This window comes from Priestia sp. SB1 (assembly GCF_038898415.1).
The window spans coordinates 275,388-292,587 of the sequence record NZ_JBBJSS010000001.1 but is presented as its reverse complement, the minus strand read 5'-3'; the positions used below and the strand labels follow the sequence as shown (position 1 = coordinate 292,587).

Sequence of the window (17,200 nt, the reverse complement as noted above, 5' to 3'; positions counted from 1 at the left end):
AGCAGCGGGGATTTGTATCCCTGCTGTTTTTATGTTTATAAACAGAACATATGACAGAATAGAAGTCATTTATGTTAAAATAGATTGCACTCATTTATAAAAGGAGGCAGAAAACTTGGAAGCACAAACGCTAGGAAAAAAAGAGCGTTTTAAGTTGCTGCTGCAGCAGTTAGAGCTGACGAGTGATCAAATTGTTCCTTATTTTGAAAACGCAGCGATTGAAAAGCTCGTCATTCAGAAAGAACAAAAAAAATGGCATTTTCATTTTTCTTTAGAAGGGTTATTACCTTTTGAGATCTATGAGTTATTCCATGCTCGCATGTCTTCAGCTTTTTCTCATATTGCGAGTGTTTCTTTTTCTATTCAAACCGTTAATAAAGAATGTACGGAAGAGCATGTACAGTCATATTGGAAGCATTGTATTGGAGAAATGCAGGGAATATCCCCGCTTTTACAGTCGCTTTTACAAGATCAAATGCCGAGATTGAACGGTGCCAAATTGATTGTGAACGCACGACATGATGCAGAAGGAACGGCTTTACGTAAAAAGTACAGTCAGTTAATTGCTGATCAGTATGCGTCCTATGGCTTTCCGAACCTTCAGCTAATGACGGAAGTTGTACATTCAGAAGAAGCATTTCAGCAGTTTGTAGAGCAACGAAAACAAGAAGATACAGAAAAAGTATTACAAGCCATCACAGAAATGCAAAATAAAGAAAATGAAAAAAGTGATGGACCAGACCTACCAAAAGGTCCGCTTACAATTGGATATACGATTAAAGACGAGACGGTTCGCCTAGACTCCATTGTGGATGAAGAAAAGCGAATTGCCGTTGAAGGATACGTATTTGATGCAGAAACTAGAGAATTACGAAGCGGACGTACGCTTCTTATTTTTAAAGTGACAGATTATACAAACTCTATTATGGTTAAAATGTTTTCACGTGACAAAGAAGATATTCCTTTACTTCAAGCGATTAAAAAAGGAATGTGGGTAAAGGTTCGCGGAAGTGTACAAAATGATACATTTGTCCGTGATTTAGTTATGATTGGAAATGATGTCAACGAGATTACCGGTCCTGCTAGACAAGATACAGCGCCTGAAGATGAAAAGCGTGTGGAGCTTCACTTGCATACGCCAATGAGTCAAATGGATGCCGTTTCATCTGTTGGAGCTTTAGTCGGACAAGCTAAAAAATGGGGACATCCGGCTGTAGCGATAACTGATCATGCGGTTGCACAGTCGTTTCCTGAAGCATATGGAGCCGGGAAAAAGAACGGCATTAAAATACTGTACGGAGTGGAAGTTAATTTAGTAGACGACGGCGTGCCGATTGCCTATAATCCGAAGCATGTGGATTTGACAGAAGCAACTTACGTAGTATTTGACGTCGAAACAACCGGTTTGTCAGCCGTATACGATACCATTATTGAACTTGCTGCCGTGAAGATGAAAGAAGGAGAAATCATCGATCGATTTGAACGGTTTGCAAATCCTCATCATCCTCTGTCTGCAACAACAATTGAGCTGACAGGTATTACAGATGATATGGTCCAAAATGCGCCTGAAATCTCAGAAGTACTTCGTGATTTTCACGAGTGGATGGGTGACAGTATTTTAGTTGCTCACAATGCAAGCTTTGATATGGGATTTTTAAATATGGGACTGCAAAAAATCGGGTTGGAAAAAGCAGCTAACGGCGTTATTGATACGCTTGAACTCGGAAGATTTTTGTATCCGCATATGAAAAACCATCGTTTGAATACTCTTGCTAAAAAGTTTGATATTGAACTTGTGCAGCATCACCGCGCGATTTATGATGCGGAAACAACCGGCTATTTGTTAAATAAAATGCTGAAAGATGCATTTGAACGGGAAATTACAATGCATGATCGCTTAAATGATTATATGGGAGAAGGGAATGCCTATCAGCGGGCCCGTCCTTATCATGCGACTCTTTTAGCACAAACCGACGTAGGATTAAAAAATCTATTTAAACTTGTTTCGATTTCTCATTTAAATTACTTTTATCGAGTTCCGCGAATTCCAAGATCTCAGCTCGACAAATATCGCGAAGGCATCTTGATTGGAACCGCATGTGACCGAGGCGAAGTATTCGAAGGCATGATGCAAAAAGGAATTGATGAAGTAGAAGGAGTAGCTGAATTTTATGATTACATCGAAGTACAGCCTCCTGACAACTACAAGCACTTAATTGAACTAGATTTAGTGCGAGATGAGAAAGCCTTAAAAGATATTATTAGCAATATTGTGAAGCTTGGTGAAAAGATTGGAAAGCCGGTTGTAGCAACAGGAAATGTTCACTATCTCAATCCGGAAGACAAAATTTACCGAAAAATTTTAATTGGTTCACAAGGCGGGGCTAATCCTTTAAACCGTCATCAGCTGCCGGATGTTCACTTTAGATCAACGGATGAGATGCTGAATTGTTTTTCATTTTTAGATGGGGACAAAGCGAAAGAAATTGTTGTTCATAATACGCAAAAAATAGCCGATATGATCGATGATATTAAACCAATTAAAGATGATTTATATACGCCGAAAATTGAAGGTGCGGACGAAGAAATGCGTGAAATGAGCTATGCGATGGCACGCAGCATCTACGGTGAAGAGCTGCCTGAAGTAGTAGAAGCTCGTCTAGAGAAAGAGTTGAAAAGTATTATCGGCCACGGGTTTGCCGTTATTTACTTGATCTCGCATAAACTCGTTAAAAAATCATTAAATGATGGTTACTTAGTTGGTTCACGTGGTTCCGTAGGGTCTTCATTTGTTGCGACGATGACGGAAATTACAGAAGTAAACCCACTGCCGCCGCATTATGTGTGTCCAAAATGTAAGAAATCCGAGTTTTTTAATGACGGTTCCGTAGGTTCTGGATTCGATCTGCCGGACAAAAGCTGCGACGATTGTGGCGTACCGTTTATTAAAGATGGACACGATATTCCGTTTGAAACGTTCTTAGGATTCAAGGGAGACAAGGTTCCCGATATCGATTTGAACTTCTCCGGAGAGTATCAGCCGCGAGCTCATAACTATACAAAAGTACTGTTTGGAGAAGATAATGTATACCGTGCGGGAACAATCGGTACAGTTGCCGAAAAAACAGCTTATGGCTATGTAAAAGGCTATGCTGGTGACCGTGATTTACATTTACGAAACGCAGAAGTGGATCGTTTAGTAGCAGGATGTACGGGCGTAAAACGTACAACTGGTCAGCATCCAGGAGGAATTATTGTTGTACCGGACTATATGGATATTTTTGATTTTTCACCCATCCAGTTTCCAGCTGACGACCGTAATTCCGAATGGAGAACAACTCATTTTGACTTCCATTCGATTCATGATAATTTATTAAAACTTGATATACTCGGACACGATGATCCGACCGTGATTCGCATGCTTCAAGATTTAAGTGGAATTGATCCAAAAACAATTCCAACGGATGATCCTGAAGTGATGAAAATTTTTAGTGGAACGGAATCACTTGGCGTAACAGAAGAACAAATTATGTGTAAAACAGGAACGCTTGGCATACCTGAATTTGGAACGCGCTTTGTGCGTCAAATGTTAGAAGATACGAAGCCAACGACGTTTTCAGAACTTGTTCAAATCTCGGGACTGTCGCACGGGACGGACGTATGGCTTGGTAATGCGCAGGAGCTAATTCGCAATGATATTTGCAACTTAAGTGAAGTAATCGGCTGTCGTGATGACATCATGGTTTATCTAATTTATCAAGGTCTTGAACCTTCACTTGCTTTTAAAATTATGGAGTCTGTGCGTAAAGGGAAAGGGCTAACACCTGAATTTGAAGAAGAAATGATCAAAAATGGTGTTCCGGACTGGTATATTGATTCTTGTAAAAAGATTAAGTACATGTTCCCTAAAGCCCATGCGGCTGCTTATGTATTGATGGCCGTGCGTATTGCTTATTTCAAAGTGCACCACGCGCTTCTTTATTACGCAGCATACTTTACGGTTCGTGCAGATGACTTTGATATTGATACAATGATTAAAGGATCAACTGCCATTCGAGCGAAGATGGAAGAAATCAATGCCAAAGGTTTAGATGCATCTCCTAAAGAGAAAAACTTATTAACGGTGCTTGAGCTTTCTTTGGAAATGTGCGAACGAGGCTATTCATTTAAAAAAGTAGATTTATATGAATCGAGCGCAGACGAATTTTTAATTGACGGCACATCTTTAATTCCACCGTTTAATGCCATTCCTGGTCTTGGCACAAATGCAGCGCTGAACATTGTAAAAGCTCGTGAAACGGGAGAGTTTTTATCGAAAGAAGACTTGCAGCAGCGAGGCAAAGTATCGAAGACGATTTTAGAGTATCTAGACAACCATGGATGCCTTGAATCATTACCTGATCAGAACCAGCTTTCTCTTTTCTAACATTTGCATAAAATAAGCGGTTATGATATAGTAATTGTGGAAATGCTAAGGATACGGACGAGAAAGAGTGGGGAAACCCGCTCTTTCTTATTGATATGAACTTACTGTCATAGTAAGTAGTATGGAGAACGAATCGGCTTCTAGCATGATTCGTTTTTTCTGTAGATTTTCAATCACCATGATTGATTTATTATGTGACGTTTAAAATCCTGCAACACAAATGACAACATTTCCACTCTAGTAGGTTAGACCTCTTAATAGAGTGCAAAATAAAAATAGCAAATAAACCACTCTTTTTTGATATAAGAGACATAAAAAACGCGTAACCTAAACATACCATGCAATGTCTCGAAGGGAGGATTAGAATGAGTAAAAATGTAAAACAAACAGTGGAAGAAATGGTTTCCCCTATCTTAGAGGAAATGAATTTAGAGCTTGTTGAAATTGAATACGTAAAAGAAGGAAAAGATTGGTTTTTACGTGTGTTTATCGACTCTGATACCGGCGTGGATATCGAAGACTGCGGAGCAGTAAGTGAAAAATTGAGTGAGAAAATGGATGCAGTAGATCCAATCCCTCATAACTATTTTTTAGAAGTATCATCGCCTGGTGCGGAACGCCCATTAAAAAAAGATAAAGATTTTGAACGTGCAATTGGTAAGCATGTATACATAAAAACATATGAACCAATTGAAGGTGCAAAAGAATTTGAAGGCGAATTACAATCATTTGACGGAGAAACTGTCACATTATCTATTCGTATCAAAACACGCACAAAAACGGTGATTTTACCATATGACAAAGTCGCTTTTGCTCGATTAGCGATTGTATTTTAATGTGTAGGGGCCAATATTAAAGGGGGATTATCCAACGATGAGCAGTGAGTTATTTGATGCCTTAGTCATTCTTGAAAAAGAGAAAGGCATTAGCAAAGATGTAATTATTGAAGCAATTGAAGCAGCGCTAATTTCTGCTTACAAACGCAACTTTAACCAAGCGCAAAACGTACGCGTTGATTTAAATTTAGAAAGAGGTTCAATGCGCGTGTTTGCTCGCAAAGATGTGGTTGATGAAGTATATGATCCACGTCTAGAAATTTCGGTTGAAGAAGCACAAACAATCAACCCTAACTTCCAGCTAGACGATGTGGTTGAAATCGAAGTAACGCCAAAAGACTTTGGACGCATCGCGGCTCAAACAGCAAAACAAGTTGTTACACAGCGTGTTCGTGAGGCGGAGCGCGGCGTTATCTACTCAGAGTTCAGCGATCGTGAAGAAGATATTATGACAGGTATTGTTCAGCGTCAAGATTCTCGCTTCATTTACGTGAGCCTTGGCAAAATTGAAGCATTGCTTCCTCAAAGCGAGCAAATGCCAAATGAGCAGTATAAACCTCATGATCGTATTAAAGTGTATATTACGAAAGTAGAAAAAACAACAAAAGGACCACAAATCTATGTTTCACGTACGCATCCAGGTCTTTTAAAACGTCTTTTCGAAAAAGAAGTTCCGGAAATCTATGACGGTACAGTTGAATTAAAATCAGTAGCTCGCGAAGCTGGAGACCGTTCAAAAATCTCTGTTCATTCTGAGTATGCTGAAGTAGATCCGGTCGGCTCTTGTGTTGGGCCAAAAGGTCAGCGCGTACAGGCTGTTGTGAATGAACTAAAAGGTGAAAAAATTGACATCGTTCGCTGGTCAAATGACCCAGTTGAATTTGTTGCCAATGCCCTAAGTCCATCTAAGGTAGTAGATGTGATTGTAGATGAAAATGAAAAAGCAACAACTGTTATCGTTCCTGACTATCAGCTGTCACTTGCAATTGGTAAGCGTGGACAAAATGCACGTCTAGCCGCTAAGCTGACAGGCTGGAAAATTGATATTAAAAGTCAATCAGAAGCTGAGCAAGAAGGTATGGTTGTAAAAAGCAGCGATGATATGCTAGTAAGTCAACATGCATTTGATTCAGATGAAGATATGGAATAAGAGGTGAGCCAAGGTGAACAATCGTAAAAAAGTCCCGATGCGAAAATGTGTGGCCACTGGAGAAATGAAGCCTAAAAAAGAGCTAGTACGCGTTGTACGTTCAAAAGAAGGCGACGTTTCAGTTGATGTAACGGGTAAAAAGTCCGGGCGCGGAGCTTATGTAAGCAAGGATAAAGAAGCAATTTTATTGGCGAAAAAGAAAAATGTGCTTTCGACACATTTAGGCGCGTCAATAGATGAAGCGGTTTATGAAGAGTTGCTAGCGCTTGTAGAAAAGGAGAAACAGTCACGCTAATGAATGAACAGTGGATCTCTTTTTTAGGGCTTGCAAACCGTGCACGCAAATTGATTTCTGGAGAAGAACTTGTGGTTAGAGAAGTTCGGAAACAAAAAGCAAAGTTAGTACTTTTAGCAAGCGATGCGTCTGAAAACACAAAGAAAAAAGTAACGGATAAATGTTCTTACTACAACGTTTCGGTTAGAATGGTTCCCGATCGCTACACGCTAGGTCAAGCGATTGGTAAAGATGCTCGAGTTGTGGTAGCCGTTATGGACGAGGGATTTGCTAAAAAGCTAGCAACGATGCTCGGTTAATTTTATGGGGGTGAAAGTATTGAATAAAAATACAAAATCAACAGCTAACAAAGGAAACAATAAAGGTAACAAAAAGCCACAGGCACAAAAGTCACAGGCACCAAAAGGTAGACCAGCTCCAGCAGCTGCAAAAGAGTTACCGGAAAAAGTAACGTTTGTCGGAAGCTTAACGGTTTCTGAGTTAGCAAAAGAATTAGGCAAAGAGCCTTCTGAAATTATTAAAAAATTATTTATGCTTGGTGTAATGGCAACAATTAACCAAGAGTTAGATAAAGATTCTATCGAACTAATTGCCGGAGAATACGGTGTAGAAGTTGAAGAAGAAGTAGTAGTAGATGACACTGCTTTTGAATCATTAGAAATTATTGACGACGAAAAAGACCTTCAAGTGCGTCCTCCAGTTGTTACAATCATGGGTCACGTTGACCACGGTAAAACGACGCTTCTTGACTCTATCCGTAACACAAAAGTAACGGCTGCAGAAGCAGGCGGTATCACGCAGCATATCGGTGCTTATCAAGTTGTGGTTGATGAAAAGAAAATTACATTCCTTGATACACCAGGGCATGCTGCATTTACAACAATGCGTGCTCGCGGTGCGCAGGTAACGGATATTACAATCCTTGTTGTTGCAGCAGACGATGGTGTAATGCCTCAAACAATTGAAGCGATTAACCATGCAAAAGCGGCAGAAGTGCCAATTATTGTTGCGGTTAACAAAATGGATAAAGAAGCAGCAAATCCAGATCGCGTTATGCAAGAACTAATGGAGCACGGCCTTGTAGCTGAAGAGTGGGGCGGAGAAACAATCTTCTGTAAGCTTTCAGCCATTTCAGGTGAAGGGATCGATCAATTACTTGAAATGATTTTACTTGTAAGTGAAGTAGAAGAGTTAAAAGCAAATCCTAACCGTCGTGCAGCAGGTACAGTTGTAGAAGCACAGCTAGATAAAGGCCGTGGGTCTGTAGCAACGCTTCTTGTTCAAACTGGTACACTACGCGTAGGTGATCCAATCGTAGTCGGAAATACGTTTGGCCGCGTTCGCGCAATGGTAAATGATATCGGCCGCCGTGTGAAGGAAGTAGGACCATCTACTCCGGTTGAGATTACTGGCTTAAACGAAGTTCCATTAGCTGGAGATCGTTTCTTAGTATTTGAAGATGAGAAAACAGCTCGTCAAATCGGAGAAGCTCGTGCTCAAAAGCAGCTTGAACAACAGCGCGGTGAAAAATCTCGCGTAAGCTTAGATGATTTATTTGAAAAAATTAAACAAGGTGAAATGAAAGACTTAAACCTTATCGTAAAAGCAGACGTACAAGGTTCTGTAGAAGCATTGGCTGCTGCTCTTCAAAAGATTGATGTAGAGGGTGTAAATGTTCGTATTATCCATACGGGTGTAGGCGCAATTACAGAATCTGATATCATTCTTGCAACTGCTTCTAACGCAATCGTTATCGGCTTTAACGTGCGTCCAGATGCTGGAGCAAAACGTACAGCTGACGTAGAAAACGTAGATATTCGTCTTCACCGCATTATTTATAAAGTAATTGAAGAAATTGAATCTGCGATGAAAGGAATGCTTGACCCTGAGTTTGCTGAAAAAATCATCGGTCAAGTGGAAGTACGTCAAACATTCAAAGTATCAAAAGTTGGTACAATCGCAGGAAGTTACGTAACAGACGGTAAAATTACGCGTAACAGTGGAATTCGTTTAATCCGTGACGGAATTGTTATCTTTGAAGGTGAAGTAGATGTGCTAAAACGCTTTAAAGACGATGCAAAAGAAGTCGCTCAAGGATATGAGTGTGGTATTACAATTAAAAACTTCAATGATATTAAAGAAGGAGATATTATTGAAGCATATGTAATGGAGCAAATTGATCCTAAATGATTGGACTAGTGGAGTGTGAATGCTTAATTTACGATGCTGCTTCTCTTAAAGAAAAACGTGCCGTGCTTCAGCGCATCTTGATGCGCTTGAAGCAGCGGTTTAACGTATCGGTTTCAGAAACTGATTTTCAAGATGTGTGGCAACGAACAAAAATTAGCATTGTCGCAGTCTCATCTAGCCGTGTCACAACGGAACAAGAACTGCAAAAAGCGCTAAGCTTGATTGATTCTTTTCCAGAGATTGAACGTACCATTACAACTTTTGATTGGTTATAAAAGGGGTGACACAGATGAACATAAGAGCAACTAGAGTCGGAGAACAAATGAAAAAAGAGATGGGCGAGATTTTAAATCGTAAAATCAAGGATCCGCGCATCGGTTTTGTGACTGTAACAGATGTTCAAGTATCAGGCGATTTACAGCAAGCGAAAGTTTATATCTCTGTTTTAGGAGATGCTGAGCAGCGTGAGAATACGTTAAAAGGCCTTGCGAAAGCAAAGGGATTTATCCGCTCAGAAATCGGTCAGCGCATTCGCTTACGTAAAACACCTGAAATTACGTTTGAGTTTGATGAATCAATTGATTATGGTAATCGAATTGAATCATTGCTTCATGAAATAAAAAAAGAAAGCGATGACCATCAAGAGAACGAATAAGATCAGTGAATGTAGAAACAAAAAAGGGTGTCTCAAAAGTGGTTTTTGCTTCTGAGACACCCTTTTTTAAATGAAAAGGAGATGAAGAATGAGTGGACGGTGTTTTAGTTTTACATAAACCAGCTGGCCAGACTTCGCACGACTGTGTGTTTAAAGTCCGAAAGCTGCTTCGCACTAAAAAAGTAGGGCATACAGGCACATTAGACCCAGACGTTACAGGGGTATTGCCTATTTGTATCGGTAGAGCTACCAAGATTGTAGAATATCTAACAGGAGCTACTAAAACCTATGAAGGGGAAGTTACACTCGGGTTTTCTACAACAACAGAAGATTCTTCCGGAGAGGTTGTAGAAGAAAAGAAAGTAGCGGATTCTTTTTCACGTGCTCAAATCGAAGAAGTGCTGTCTTCGATGACAGGAGAACTTCAGCAAGTCCCTCCAATGTATTCAGCGGTAAAGGTCAAAGGTAAAAAACTATATGAATATGCAAGGCAAGGAATCGAAGTAGAGCGCCCAGTTAGAACCATTCATATCTATAACTTTGAACTGCTGGATGATCGCGCTACATTTGAGGGAGAACAAATTTCCTTCAAATTCCGCGTAACGTGCAGCAAAGGTACATATGTGCGAACGCTTGCTGTGATGATTGGAGAAGCTCTTGGCTATCCATCTCATATGTCGTATTTGCAGCGAACGGGTTCCGGGCAGTTTTCACTCGAAGATTGTGTGACATTTGAAGATATTGAACGGGCGGTAGAAGAAGAAACGATCAATGAGAAACTACATTCGATCGAAGAAGCTCTTAATCATTTGCCGAAACTTCAAATTAGTGATACATTAGCAGAGAAAGTGAAAAATGGCGCGGTATTGCCGTGTACGGAAGATGAAGAGTTAAAAAAAGAACCCTTCTTTTTAATGATAAATTCTGCAGGCAAGTGCTTAGCAATTTATGCTCAGCACCCAACAAAAAAACATTTAATGAAGCCGGTTAAAGTGTTGGCAATCGACTAGACCGGTTAGGGAAAAGGTGAACTGTGTTTTGGAAACGATTGAAATTCGACATCCACACCACTTTCAACGAGAAGCTGTTCAACAATCAGTGTTAGCGCTTGGTTATTTTGATGGTGTGCATTTAGGGCATCAGCAAGTGATAAATTCAGCAAAACAGTTAGCCGATGAAAAAGGCATAGCTAGTGCTGTGATGACGTTTACTCCTCACCCTTCTGTGGTGCTCGGGCGCAATGTGCAGCACATTGATATGATCACACCGCTTCAAGAAAAAAAGAAACTCATTGAGGAAATGGGAATTGACTTTTTATATATCGTTCATTTTGATAAACAGTTTGCAGCACTATTGCCTCAAGAGTTTGTTGATCAGTATATTATTGGACTGAATGTACAGCATGTGGTAGCTGGATTTGACTATACGTATGGAAAGTTAGGTAAAGGAACAATGGAAATACTACCATTTCATTCTCGATCAAAATTCACGCAAACAACAATTGATAAGTTAACAAATGGCGAAGAAAAAATTAGTTCAACGCTTATTCGCGAAAGTTTAGCAAATGGAGATATGCATCGAGTAAAAGAGCTGCTTGGCCGCTATTATGAAGTGTCAGGTACAGTGACTCATGGAGAAAAGCGAGGCAGGCAAATAGGTTTTCCTACTGCTAACATCGCTTTAGACGATGAGTATTTACTTCCACGCATCGGTGTGTATGCTGTTGAGCTTCAGCTTCACGGTAAGTGGTATGCAGGAGTGTGCAACGTGGGCTACAAGCCGACTTTTCACGATAATTTAGAAAAGCCAACAATCGAAGTCCACTTATTATCATTTGACGAGCAAATCTACGATCAGCACGTAACGGTGAAATGGCACCGAATGATTCGCTCAGAAAAAAAGTTCAGCGGCATCGAAGAGCTTGTCGGTCAGATCTCAAAGGACAAGGAAGAAGCCCTTGCTTATTTTGAAGGAATTCAAAATAACAATAAATAAAAAAATATATATAAATAGCTGCTACGACTTGCTTTTTGTTCTAATAAGTAGTAACATAACACTTGTATGTAAAACAACCATTGCTTGGCATTACGATTCACCAACGTTTTGCTCGGTAACTGGGGTTTAATAATAAGGAGGTGAATAGGATGGCTATCACACAAGAGCGTAAAAATGAAATCATTAGTGAGTACAAAACTCATGCGAACGACACTGGTTCTCCAGAAGTTCAAATCGCTGTCCTAACAGAGCAAATTAACAATCTAAACGGTCACTTACGTACTCATAAAAAGGATCACCATTCACGTCGTGGTCTTTTAAAAATGGTAGGTCGACGTCGTAACTTACTTAACTACCTACGTAACAAAGACGTTACTCGTTATCGTGAGTTAATCAACAAACTTGGTTTACGTCGATAATAAGAAGAAAGCGGGAGCATTCCCGCTTTTTTAGTATGTACATTTAAGAAACATTAAAGATGCTACATAATGTGAAAAAAGCTATTGTTTTTGGATATTTCGTTTATAATAAAACTATCACATTTGATTACATACATATTTTATATGTAGAGAGGGGTACTCGTCGATATGGAACAAGAAAAACGAGTGTTCTCTGTAGATCTAGCTGGACGAAAGCTAGAAGTTGAAGTTGGCCAGTTGGCAAAACAAGCAAATGGCGCAGCATTAATCCGCTATGGAGACACAGTTGTATTAAGTACAGCAACGGCTTCAAAAGAGCCTAAAAATGTAGATTTCTTCCCGTTAACAGTAAACTATGAAGAGCGTTTATATGCAGTCGGTAAAATCCCAGGTGGATTCATTAAGCGTGAAGGCAGACCAAGTGAAAAAGCAATCTTGGCTAGCCGTTTAATCGACCGTCCGATTCGTCCTTTATTCGCAGATGGTTTCCGAAACGAAGTTCAAGTTGTCAGCGTTGTAATGAGCGTAGACCAAAACTGTTCTTCAGAAATCGCAGCAATGTTTGGTTCTTCATTAGCATTATCAGTATCTGATATTCCATTTGAAGGTCCTATTGCAGGCGTAATCGTAGGCCGTGTAGACAATGAATTTGTTGTAAACCCAACGGTAGATGAGCTTGAAAAAAGCGATATTCATCTGACGGTTGCTGGTACAAAAGACGCGATCAACATGGTTGAAGCAGGCGCTGATGAAGTACCGGAAGAAGTAATGTTAGAAGCAATTATGTTTGGACACGAGCAAATTAAAAAATTAATTGCGTTCCAAGAAGAAATTGTAGCAGCAGTAGGCAAAGAAAAAGTTGAAGTTGAGCTTTATACTGTTGATGCTGACCTTGAGCGTCAAGTTCGCGAAATTGCAGAAGGTGACATGAACCGTGCTGTTCAAGTTCAAGAAAAGCATGCGCGCGAAAATGCGATTAAAGAAGTGAAAAGCGCTGTAGCTGCAAAATTTGAAGAGCAAGATGTAGAAGAAGAAGTACTAAATCAAGTGAATGAAATTTTGTCGAAGCTTGTTAAAAGTGAAGTGCGTCGCTTGATCACAGAAGAAAAAGTACGTCCTGATGGCCGTAGTATTGACGAAATTCGTCCACTTTCTTCTGAAACAAACTTGCTTCCACGTACACACGGATCTGGATTATTTACGCGTGGACAAACTCAAGCGCTTAGCATCTGTACATTAGGTGCACTTGGCGATGTGCAAATTTTAGATGGTTTAAGTGTAGAAGAATCTAAACGCTTCATGCATCACTACAACTTCCCTTCATTTAGTGTTGGTGAAACTAGACCGATGCGCGGACCGGGTCGTCGTGAAATTGGACATGGTGCGCTAGGTGAACGTGCACTTGAGCCGGTTATTCCAAATGAAAAAGATTTCCCTTATACAATTCGTCTTGTATCTGAAGTATTAGAGTCAAACGGTTCTACTTCACAAGCAAGTATTTGTGCAAGTACGCTTGCAATGATGGATGCTGGGGTTCCAATTAAAGCACCTGTAGCAGGGATTGCAATGGGTCTGATCAAATCAGGTGAACACTACTCGATTCTAACGGACATTCAAGGAATGGAAGATCACCTAGGAGACATGGACTTTAAAGTAGCAGGTACCGAAAATGGCGTAACTGCGCTTCAAATGGATATTAAAATTGACGGGTTATCTCGTGAAATTTTAGACGAAGCCCTTCAACAAGCAAAAAAAGGCCGTATGCAAATCTTAAATCATATGATGTCAACGATTGCTACGCCTCGTCAAGAGCTTTCTCAATATGCGCCTAAGATCCTTACAATGGCGATTAACCCTGATAAAATTCGTGATGTTATTGGACCAAGCGGCAAGCAAATCAATAAAATCATCGAAGAAACAGGCGTTAAAATTGATATCGAACAAGATGGTACAATCTTCATTTCTTCTATTGATCAGCCGATGAATGAAAAAGCGAAGAAAATCATTGAAGATCTTGTACGCGAAGTTGAAGTCGGCCAAATGTACTTAGGAAAAGTAAAACGAATTGAAAAATTCGGTGCATTTGTAGAAATCTTCAGCGGAAAAGATGGGCTTGTTCATATTTCAGAGCTTGCAGAAGAGCGTATTGGAAAAGTAGAAGACGTTGTAGCGATTGGTGACGAGCTTTTAGTTAAAGTCATGGAAATTGATAAACAAGGTCGCGTTAACTTATCTCGTAAAGCAATTTTAAAAGAACAAAAAGAAAAAGAAGAAAAAGCAAAAGAAACAAAATAATCTTCTTTTACTACTATATAGATATTGTGAAATCGTCCATACATGAAGAAAATCCATGTGTAGGGCGATTTTATCGTTTGTAGATGTTTGTTCTACCTTGTCCTCTTTATACATATTTTAAATGGTAAAGGGGGAAGGATAAGTGAAGAGAACCATTGTGCAATTTACAGCATTTCTATTTTTACTGGCAATTACATATAAATCTATTTATAATCCTTTTGCTGAAGCATATATAGAAGCACTTAAATCCGATGTACAACTTGTATCAGCTCAGCATGATGCGTTATATCAAAAGATTGAAGAAAAAGCAAAAGATTATGAAAAGCCAGCGGCGAATGCACGAATCGATCCTGTTTGGAAACGGGTTCCTGGCTATAACGGCATAAAAGTTGATCTTGCTGCTTCTTATAAAAATATGAAACCTGCGGGTAAATTTGATGAAAAAAAATTAGTGTACAAACAGGTTAGACCAAAGGTTCACTTGAAGGATTTACCACAGGAACCTATCTACCGTGGACACGATGAAAAGCCTATGGTATCGTTTACAGTGAACGTAGCATGGGGGAACGAGTATTTGCCTAAAATGTTAGAAGTGCTGAAAAAGCACCATGCTAAAGCAACCTTCTTTTTAGAAGGAAAATGGGTTAAAAATAATCCAGATATGGCAAAAATGATTGTAGACGCAGGGCATGAAGTGGGAAATCACTCTTATTCTCATCCTGATATGGCCACTTTATCGGCTAGTCAAATCAATCAGCAGCTTAAAAAAACGAATGATATTATTACATCTACTACGGGACAAAAAGTAAAATGGTTTGCTCCGCCGAGCGGCAGTTTTCGCCCCGAAGTAGTAACGCTTGCTTCTCAGTTAAAAATGAGTACCATCATGTGGACAGTTGATACAATCGATTGGCAAAAGCCGAGTTCAGAAGTGTTAATTAATCGAGTAATGAAAAAGATTCATCCAGGGGCTATTGTACTGATGCACCCGACTGAATCAACGGCTGAATCGCTTGACCAATTGTTAACCGATATTGAACGCAAAGGCCTGAAAGTTAGCGATGTGTCAACGATGCTAGATGAAGAACGAATGATGAAACTACCTTCTTCTACTAAGAAGTAAGTGAGATAAGCAAAAGGGAGGCACTAGCTTGATAAAACGATATACGTGCAAAAATGGTGTAAGAATTGTATTGGAAAATATCCCAACTGTTCGATCTGTGGCCATTGGGGTATGGATCGGAACGGGTTCTCGAAGTGAACACCCTGAAATTAATGGTGTATCACATTTTCTTGAACATATGTTTTTTAAAGGAACAAAAACAAGATCTGCTCGTGAAATTGCAGAAAGCTTCGACCGCATTGGGGGACAAGTAAATGCATTCACTTCTAAAGAATACACGTGCTACTATGCAAAAGTATTAGACGAACACGCAGATCAAGCGCTAGATGTGCTGGCGGATATGTTCTTTAATTCTTCATTTGATGAAGAGGAATTAGCTCGTGAAAAAAATGTTGTATATGAAGAAATTAAAATGTATGAAGATACACCTGACGATATTGTACACGATCTATTAGGAAAAGCCGTATATGGCAATCATCCATTAGGGTATCCAATTTTAGGAACGGAAGATACGTTAAAAACATTTAACGGTGATTCGCTTCGTCAATATATGGAGCAAATGTATATTCCTGAAAACATCGTTATTTCAGTAGCTGGAAACATTGATGAGAGTTTTATACAACAGGTGGAAAACTATTTTGGTACATATACGTCAAGTCATTCCGCTCATCAATATGTTCAGCCTGAGTTCCATACAAATCATATTGCGCGCAAAAAAGAGACAGAACAAGCTCATCTTTGCCTTGGCTTTAAAGGTTTGCCAATTGGCGGAGAAGATGTATATAGCTTAATTGTATTAAACAACGTGCTTGGCGGAAGCATGAGCAGTCGTTTGTTCCAAGAAGTCCGCGAACAGCGCGGCTTGGCTTACTCTGTTTTCTCTTATCATTCTTCTTATCGAGACAGTGGTCTTGTAACGATTTATGGGGGAACTGGAAGCCATCAGCTCGACGTATTATATGATACGGTTCAAGAAACGCTTTATGATTTGAAAGACAAAGGTATTACAGATAAAGAACTTGCTAACAGCAAAGAGCAGCTGAAAGGAAACTTAATGCTGAGTCTTGAAAGTACAAATAGCCGTATGAGCAGAAACGGAAAAAATGAGTTAATGCTGGGCTATCACCGTTCATTAGATGAGATTTTAGACCTTGTTAATGCCGTGACTAAAGATAGTGTAAATGGTCTTGCACGAGATATTTTCAAAGACGAATTTGCGCTTTCATTAATAAGCCCGAGTGGAGATTTACCTAAGGGTTTTAAAGGAAATTAAACTATAAAAGTAAGGTTGGCTAAAATAATTGAGCCAGCCTTATTTTTATGTCATTTTTTGTATGGTTGTTCAATAAATTAGATGAAAGGAGGGATTTCATGAGATTAAGTGAGCTGAGTGGAAAAGAAATTGTAGATGTTAAGCGAGCAGAGCGTTTGGGTATTTTAGGGCAAACAGATCTTGAAATTAATGAACATACGGGACAAATTAATGCGCTTATTATTCCATCTGTGAAGTGGTTTGGATTTCGAAAACAAGGAGATGAAGTGCGAGTGCCGTGGGGGAATATCGAAAAAATTGGTACGGATATGGTGATTGTAAATGTTCATCAGCTAGAAGACATAAATAATGAGTCAACAAAATAACAAACGAGATGCTTCCTGCATCTCGTTTCTTTTATTTTCAGGGATAAAGATTCACCGATTCCTGTGTGTTTACATAGTATGTTGAAGAAAAGCAATAGGCATTCTAGGGCGTAATGATAGCACTTTACATCTCGATGGTTTAAGCGAAGGATACATCTATTTAATGTTAAAGAAGGTG

General features: G+C 39.6%; 14 protein-coding genes and 1 pseudogene. All 15 read left to right on the top strand.

What is annotated here, in order from left to right; all coding sequences use genetic code 11:
* Positions 1 to 115: 115 nt before the first annotated feature.
* The 15 genes and pseudogenes from WKH56_RS01470 to WKH56_RS01400 all read left to right on the top strand — a co-directional run bounded on the left by WKH56_RS01470 (position 116) and on the right by WKH56_RS01400 (position 17,022).
* Entirely contained in the window at positions 116 to 4,426 is a 4,311-nt protein-coding gene (locus WKH56_RS01470; RefSeq protein ID WP_028411403.1) for a PolC-type DNA polymerase III, read from the top strand.
* A gap of 365 nt (positions 4,427 to 4,791) precedes the next feature.
* Positions 4,792 to 5,262, top strand: coding sequence for a ribosome maturation factor RimP (gene rimP, locus WKH56_RS01465; RefSeq protein WP_028411402.1), 471 nt, complete (start codon positions 4,792 to 4,794; stop codon positions 5,260 to 5,262).
* 37 nt (positions 5,263 to 5,299) lie between these two features.
* Positions 5,300 to 6,412, top strand: coding sequence for a transcription termination factor NusA (nusA, locus tag WKH56_RS01460; RefSeq protein WP_028411401.1), 1,113 nt, complete (start codon positions 5,300 to 5,302; stop codon positions 6,410 to 6,412).
* A gap of 13 nt (positions 6,413 to 6,425) precedes the next feature.
* Positions 6,426 to 6,707 carry an RNase P modulator RnpM gene (gene rnpM / locus WKH56_RS01455; RefSeq protein WP_013058838.1) on the top strand — a complete coding sequence of 94 codons (282 nt, stop codon included), beginning with the start codon at positions 6,426 to 6,428 and terminating at the stop codon, positions 6,705 to 6,707.
* On the top strand, positions 6,707 to 7,006 hold the full coding sequence (locus WKH56_RS01450; RefSeq protein ID WP_028411400.1) for a YlxQ family RNA-binding protein: 300 nt from the start codon (positions 6,707 to 6,709) through the stop codon (positions 7,004 to 7,006). Before rnpM ends, WKH56_RS01450 begins: the two co-directional genes overlap by 1 nt.
* Before the next feature lie 22 nt (positions 7,007 to 7,028).
* A pseudogene (gene infB, locus WKH56_RS01445) lies at positions 7,029 to 8,897 on the top strand (translation initiation factor IF-2); the annotation flags it as partial.
* A complete protein-coding gene (locus tag WKH56_RS01440; RefSeq protein WP_013058835.1) occupies positions 8,894 to 9,172 on the top strand; it encodes a DUF503 domain-containing protein in 279 nt (92 codons plus the stop codon). The pseudogene infB and the gene WKH56_RS01440, both read left to right, overlap by 4 nt.
* Before the next feature lie 14 nt (positions 9,173 to 9,186).
* Entirely contained in the window at positions 9,187 to 9,552 is a 366-nt protein-coding gene (rbfA, locus tag WKH56_RS01435; protein WP_013058834.1) for a 30S ribosome-binding factor RbfA, read from the top strand.
* Between the two features lie 92 nt (positions 9,553 to 9,644).
* Entirely contained in the window at positions 9,645 to 10,562 is a 918-nt protein-coding gene (gene truB / locus WKH56_RS01430) for a tRNA pseudouridine(55) synthase TruB (protein ID WP_342834717.1), read from the top strand.
* 28 nt (positions 10,563 to 10,590) lie between these two features.
* Positions 10,591 to 11,547: a bifunctional riboflavin kinase/FAD synthetase gene (ribF, locus tag WKH56_RS01425; protein ID WP_048019858.1), complete on the top strand. Its 957-nt coding sequence runs from the start codon at positions 10,591 to 10,593 to the stop codon at positions 11,545 to 11,547.
* Positions 11,548 to 11,696: 149 nt separating this feature from the next.
* Entirely contained in the window at positions 11,697 to 11,966 is a 270-nt protein-coding gene (gene rpsO, locus WKH56_RS01420) for a 30S ribosomal protein S15 (protein ID WP_013058831.1), read from the top strand.
* 168 nt (positions 11,967 to 12,134) lie between these two features.
* Complete coding sequence (gene pnp / locus WKH56_RS01415) at positions 12,135 to 14,261, top strand: polyribonucleotide nucleotidyltransferase (protein WP_014458473.1); 2,127 nt, start codon at positions 12,135 to 12,137, stop codon at positions 14,259 to 14,261.
* 142 nt (positions 14,262 to 14,403) lie between these two features.
* Positions 14,404 to 15,384, top strand: a complete 981-nt coding sequence (locus WKH56_RS01410; protein WP_033579798.1) for a polysaccharide deacetylase family protein — start codon at positions 14,404 to 14,406, stop codon at positions 15,382 to 15,384.
* 28 nt (positions 15,385 to 15,412) lie between these two features.
* Entirely contained in the window at positions 15,413 to 16,657 is a 1,245-nt protein-coding gene (locus WKH56_RS01405) for a M16 family metallopeptidase (protein WP_028411394.1), read from the top strand.
* Positions 16,658 to 16,755: 98 nt separating this feature from the next.
* A complete protein-coding gene (locus tag WKH56_RS01400) occupies positions 16,756 to 17,022 on the top strand; it encodes a YlmC/YmxH family sporulation protein (RefSeq protein ID WP_013058827.1) in 267 nt (88 codons plus the stop codon).
* Positions 17,023 to 17,200 lie beyond the last annotated feature (178 nt).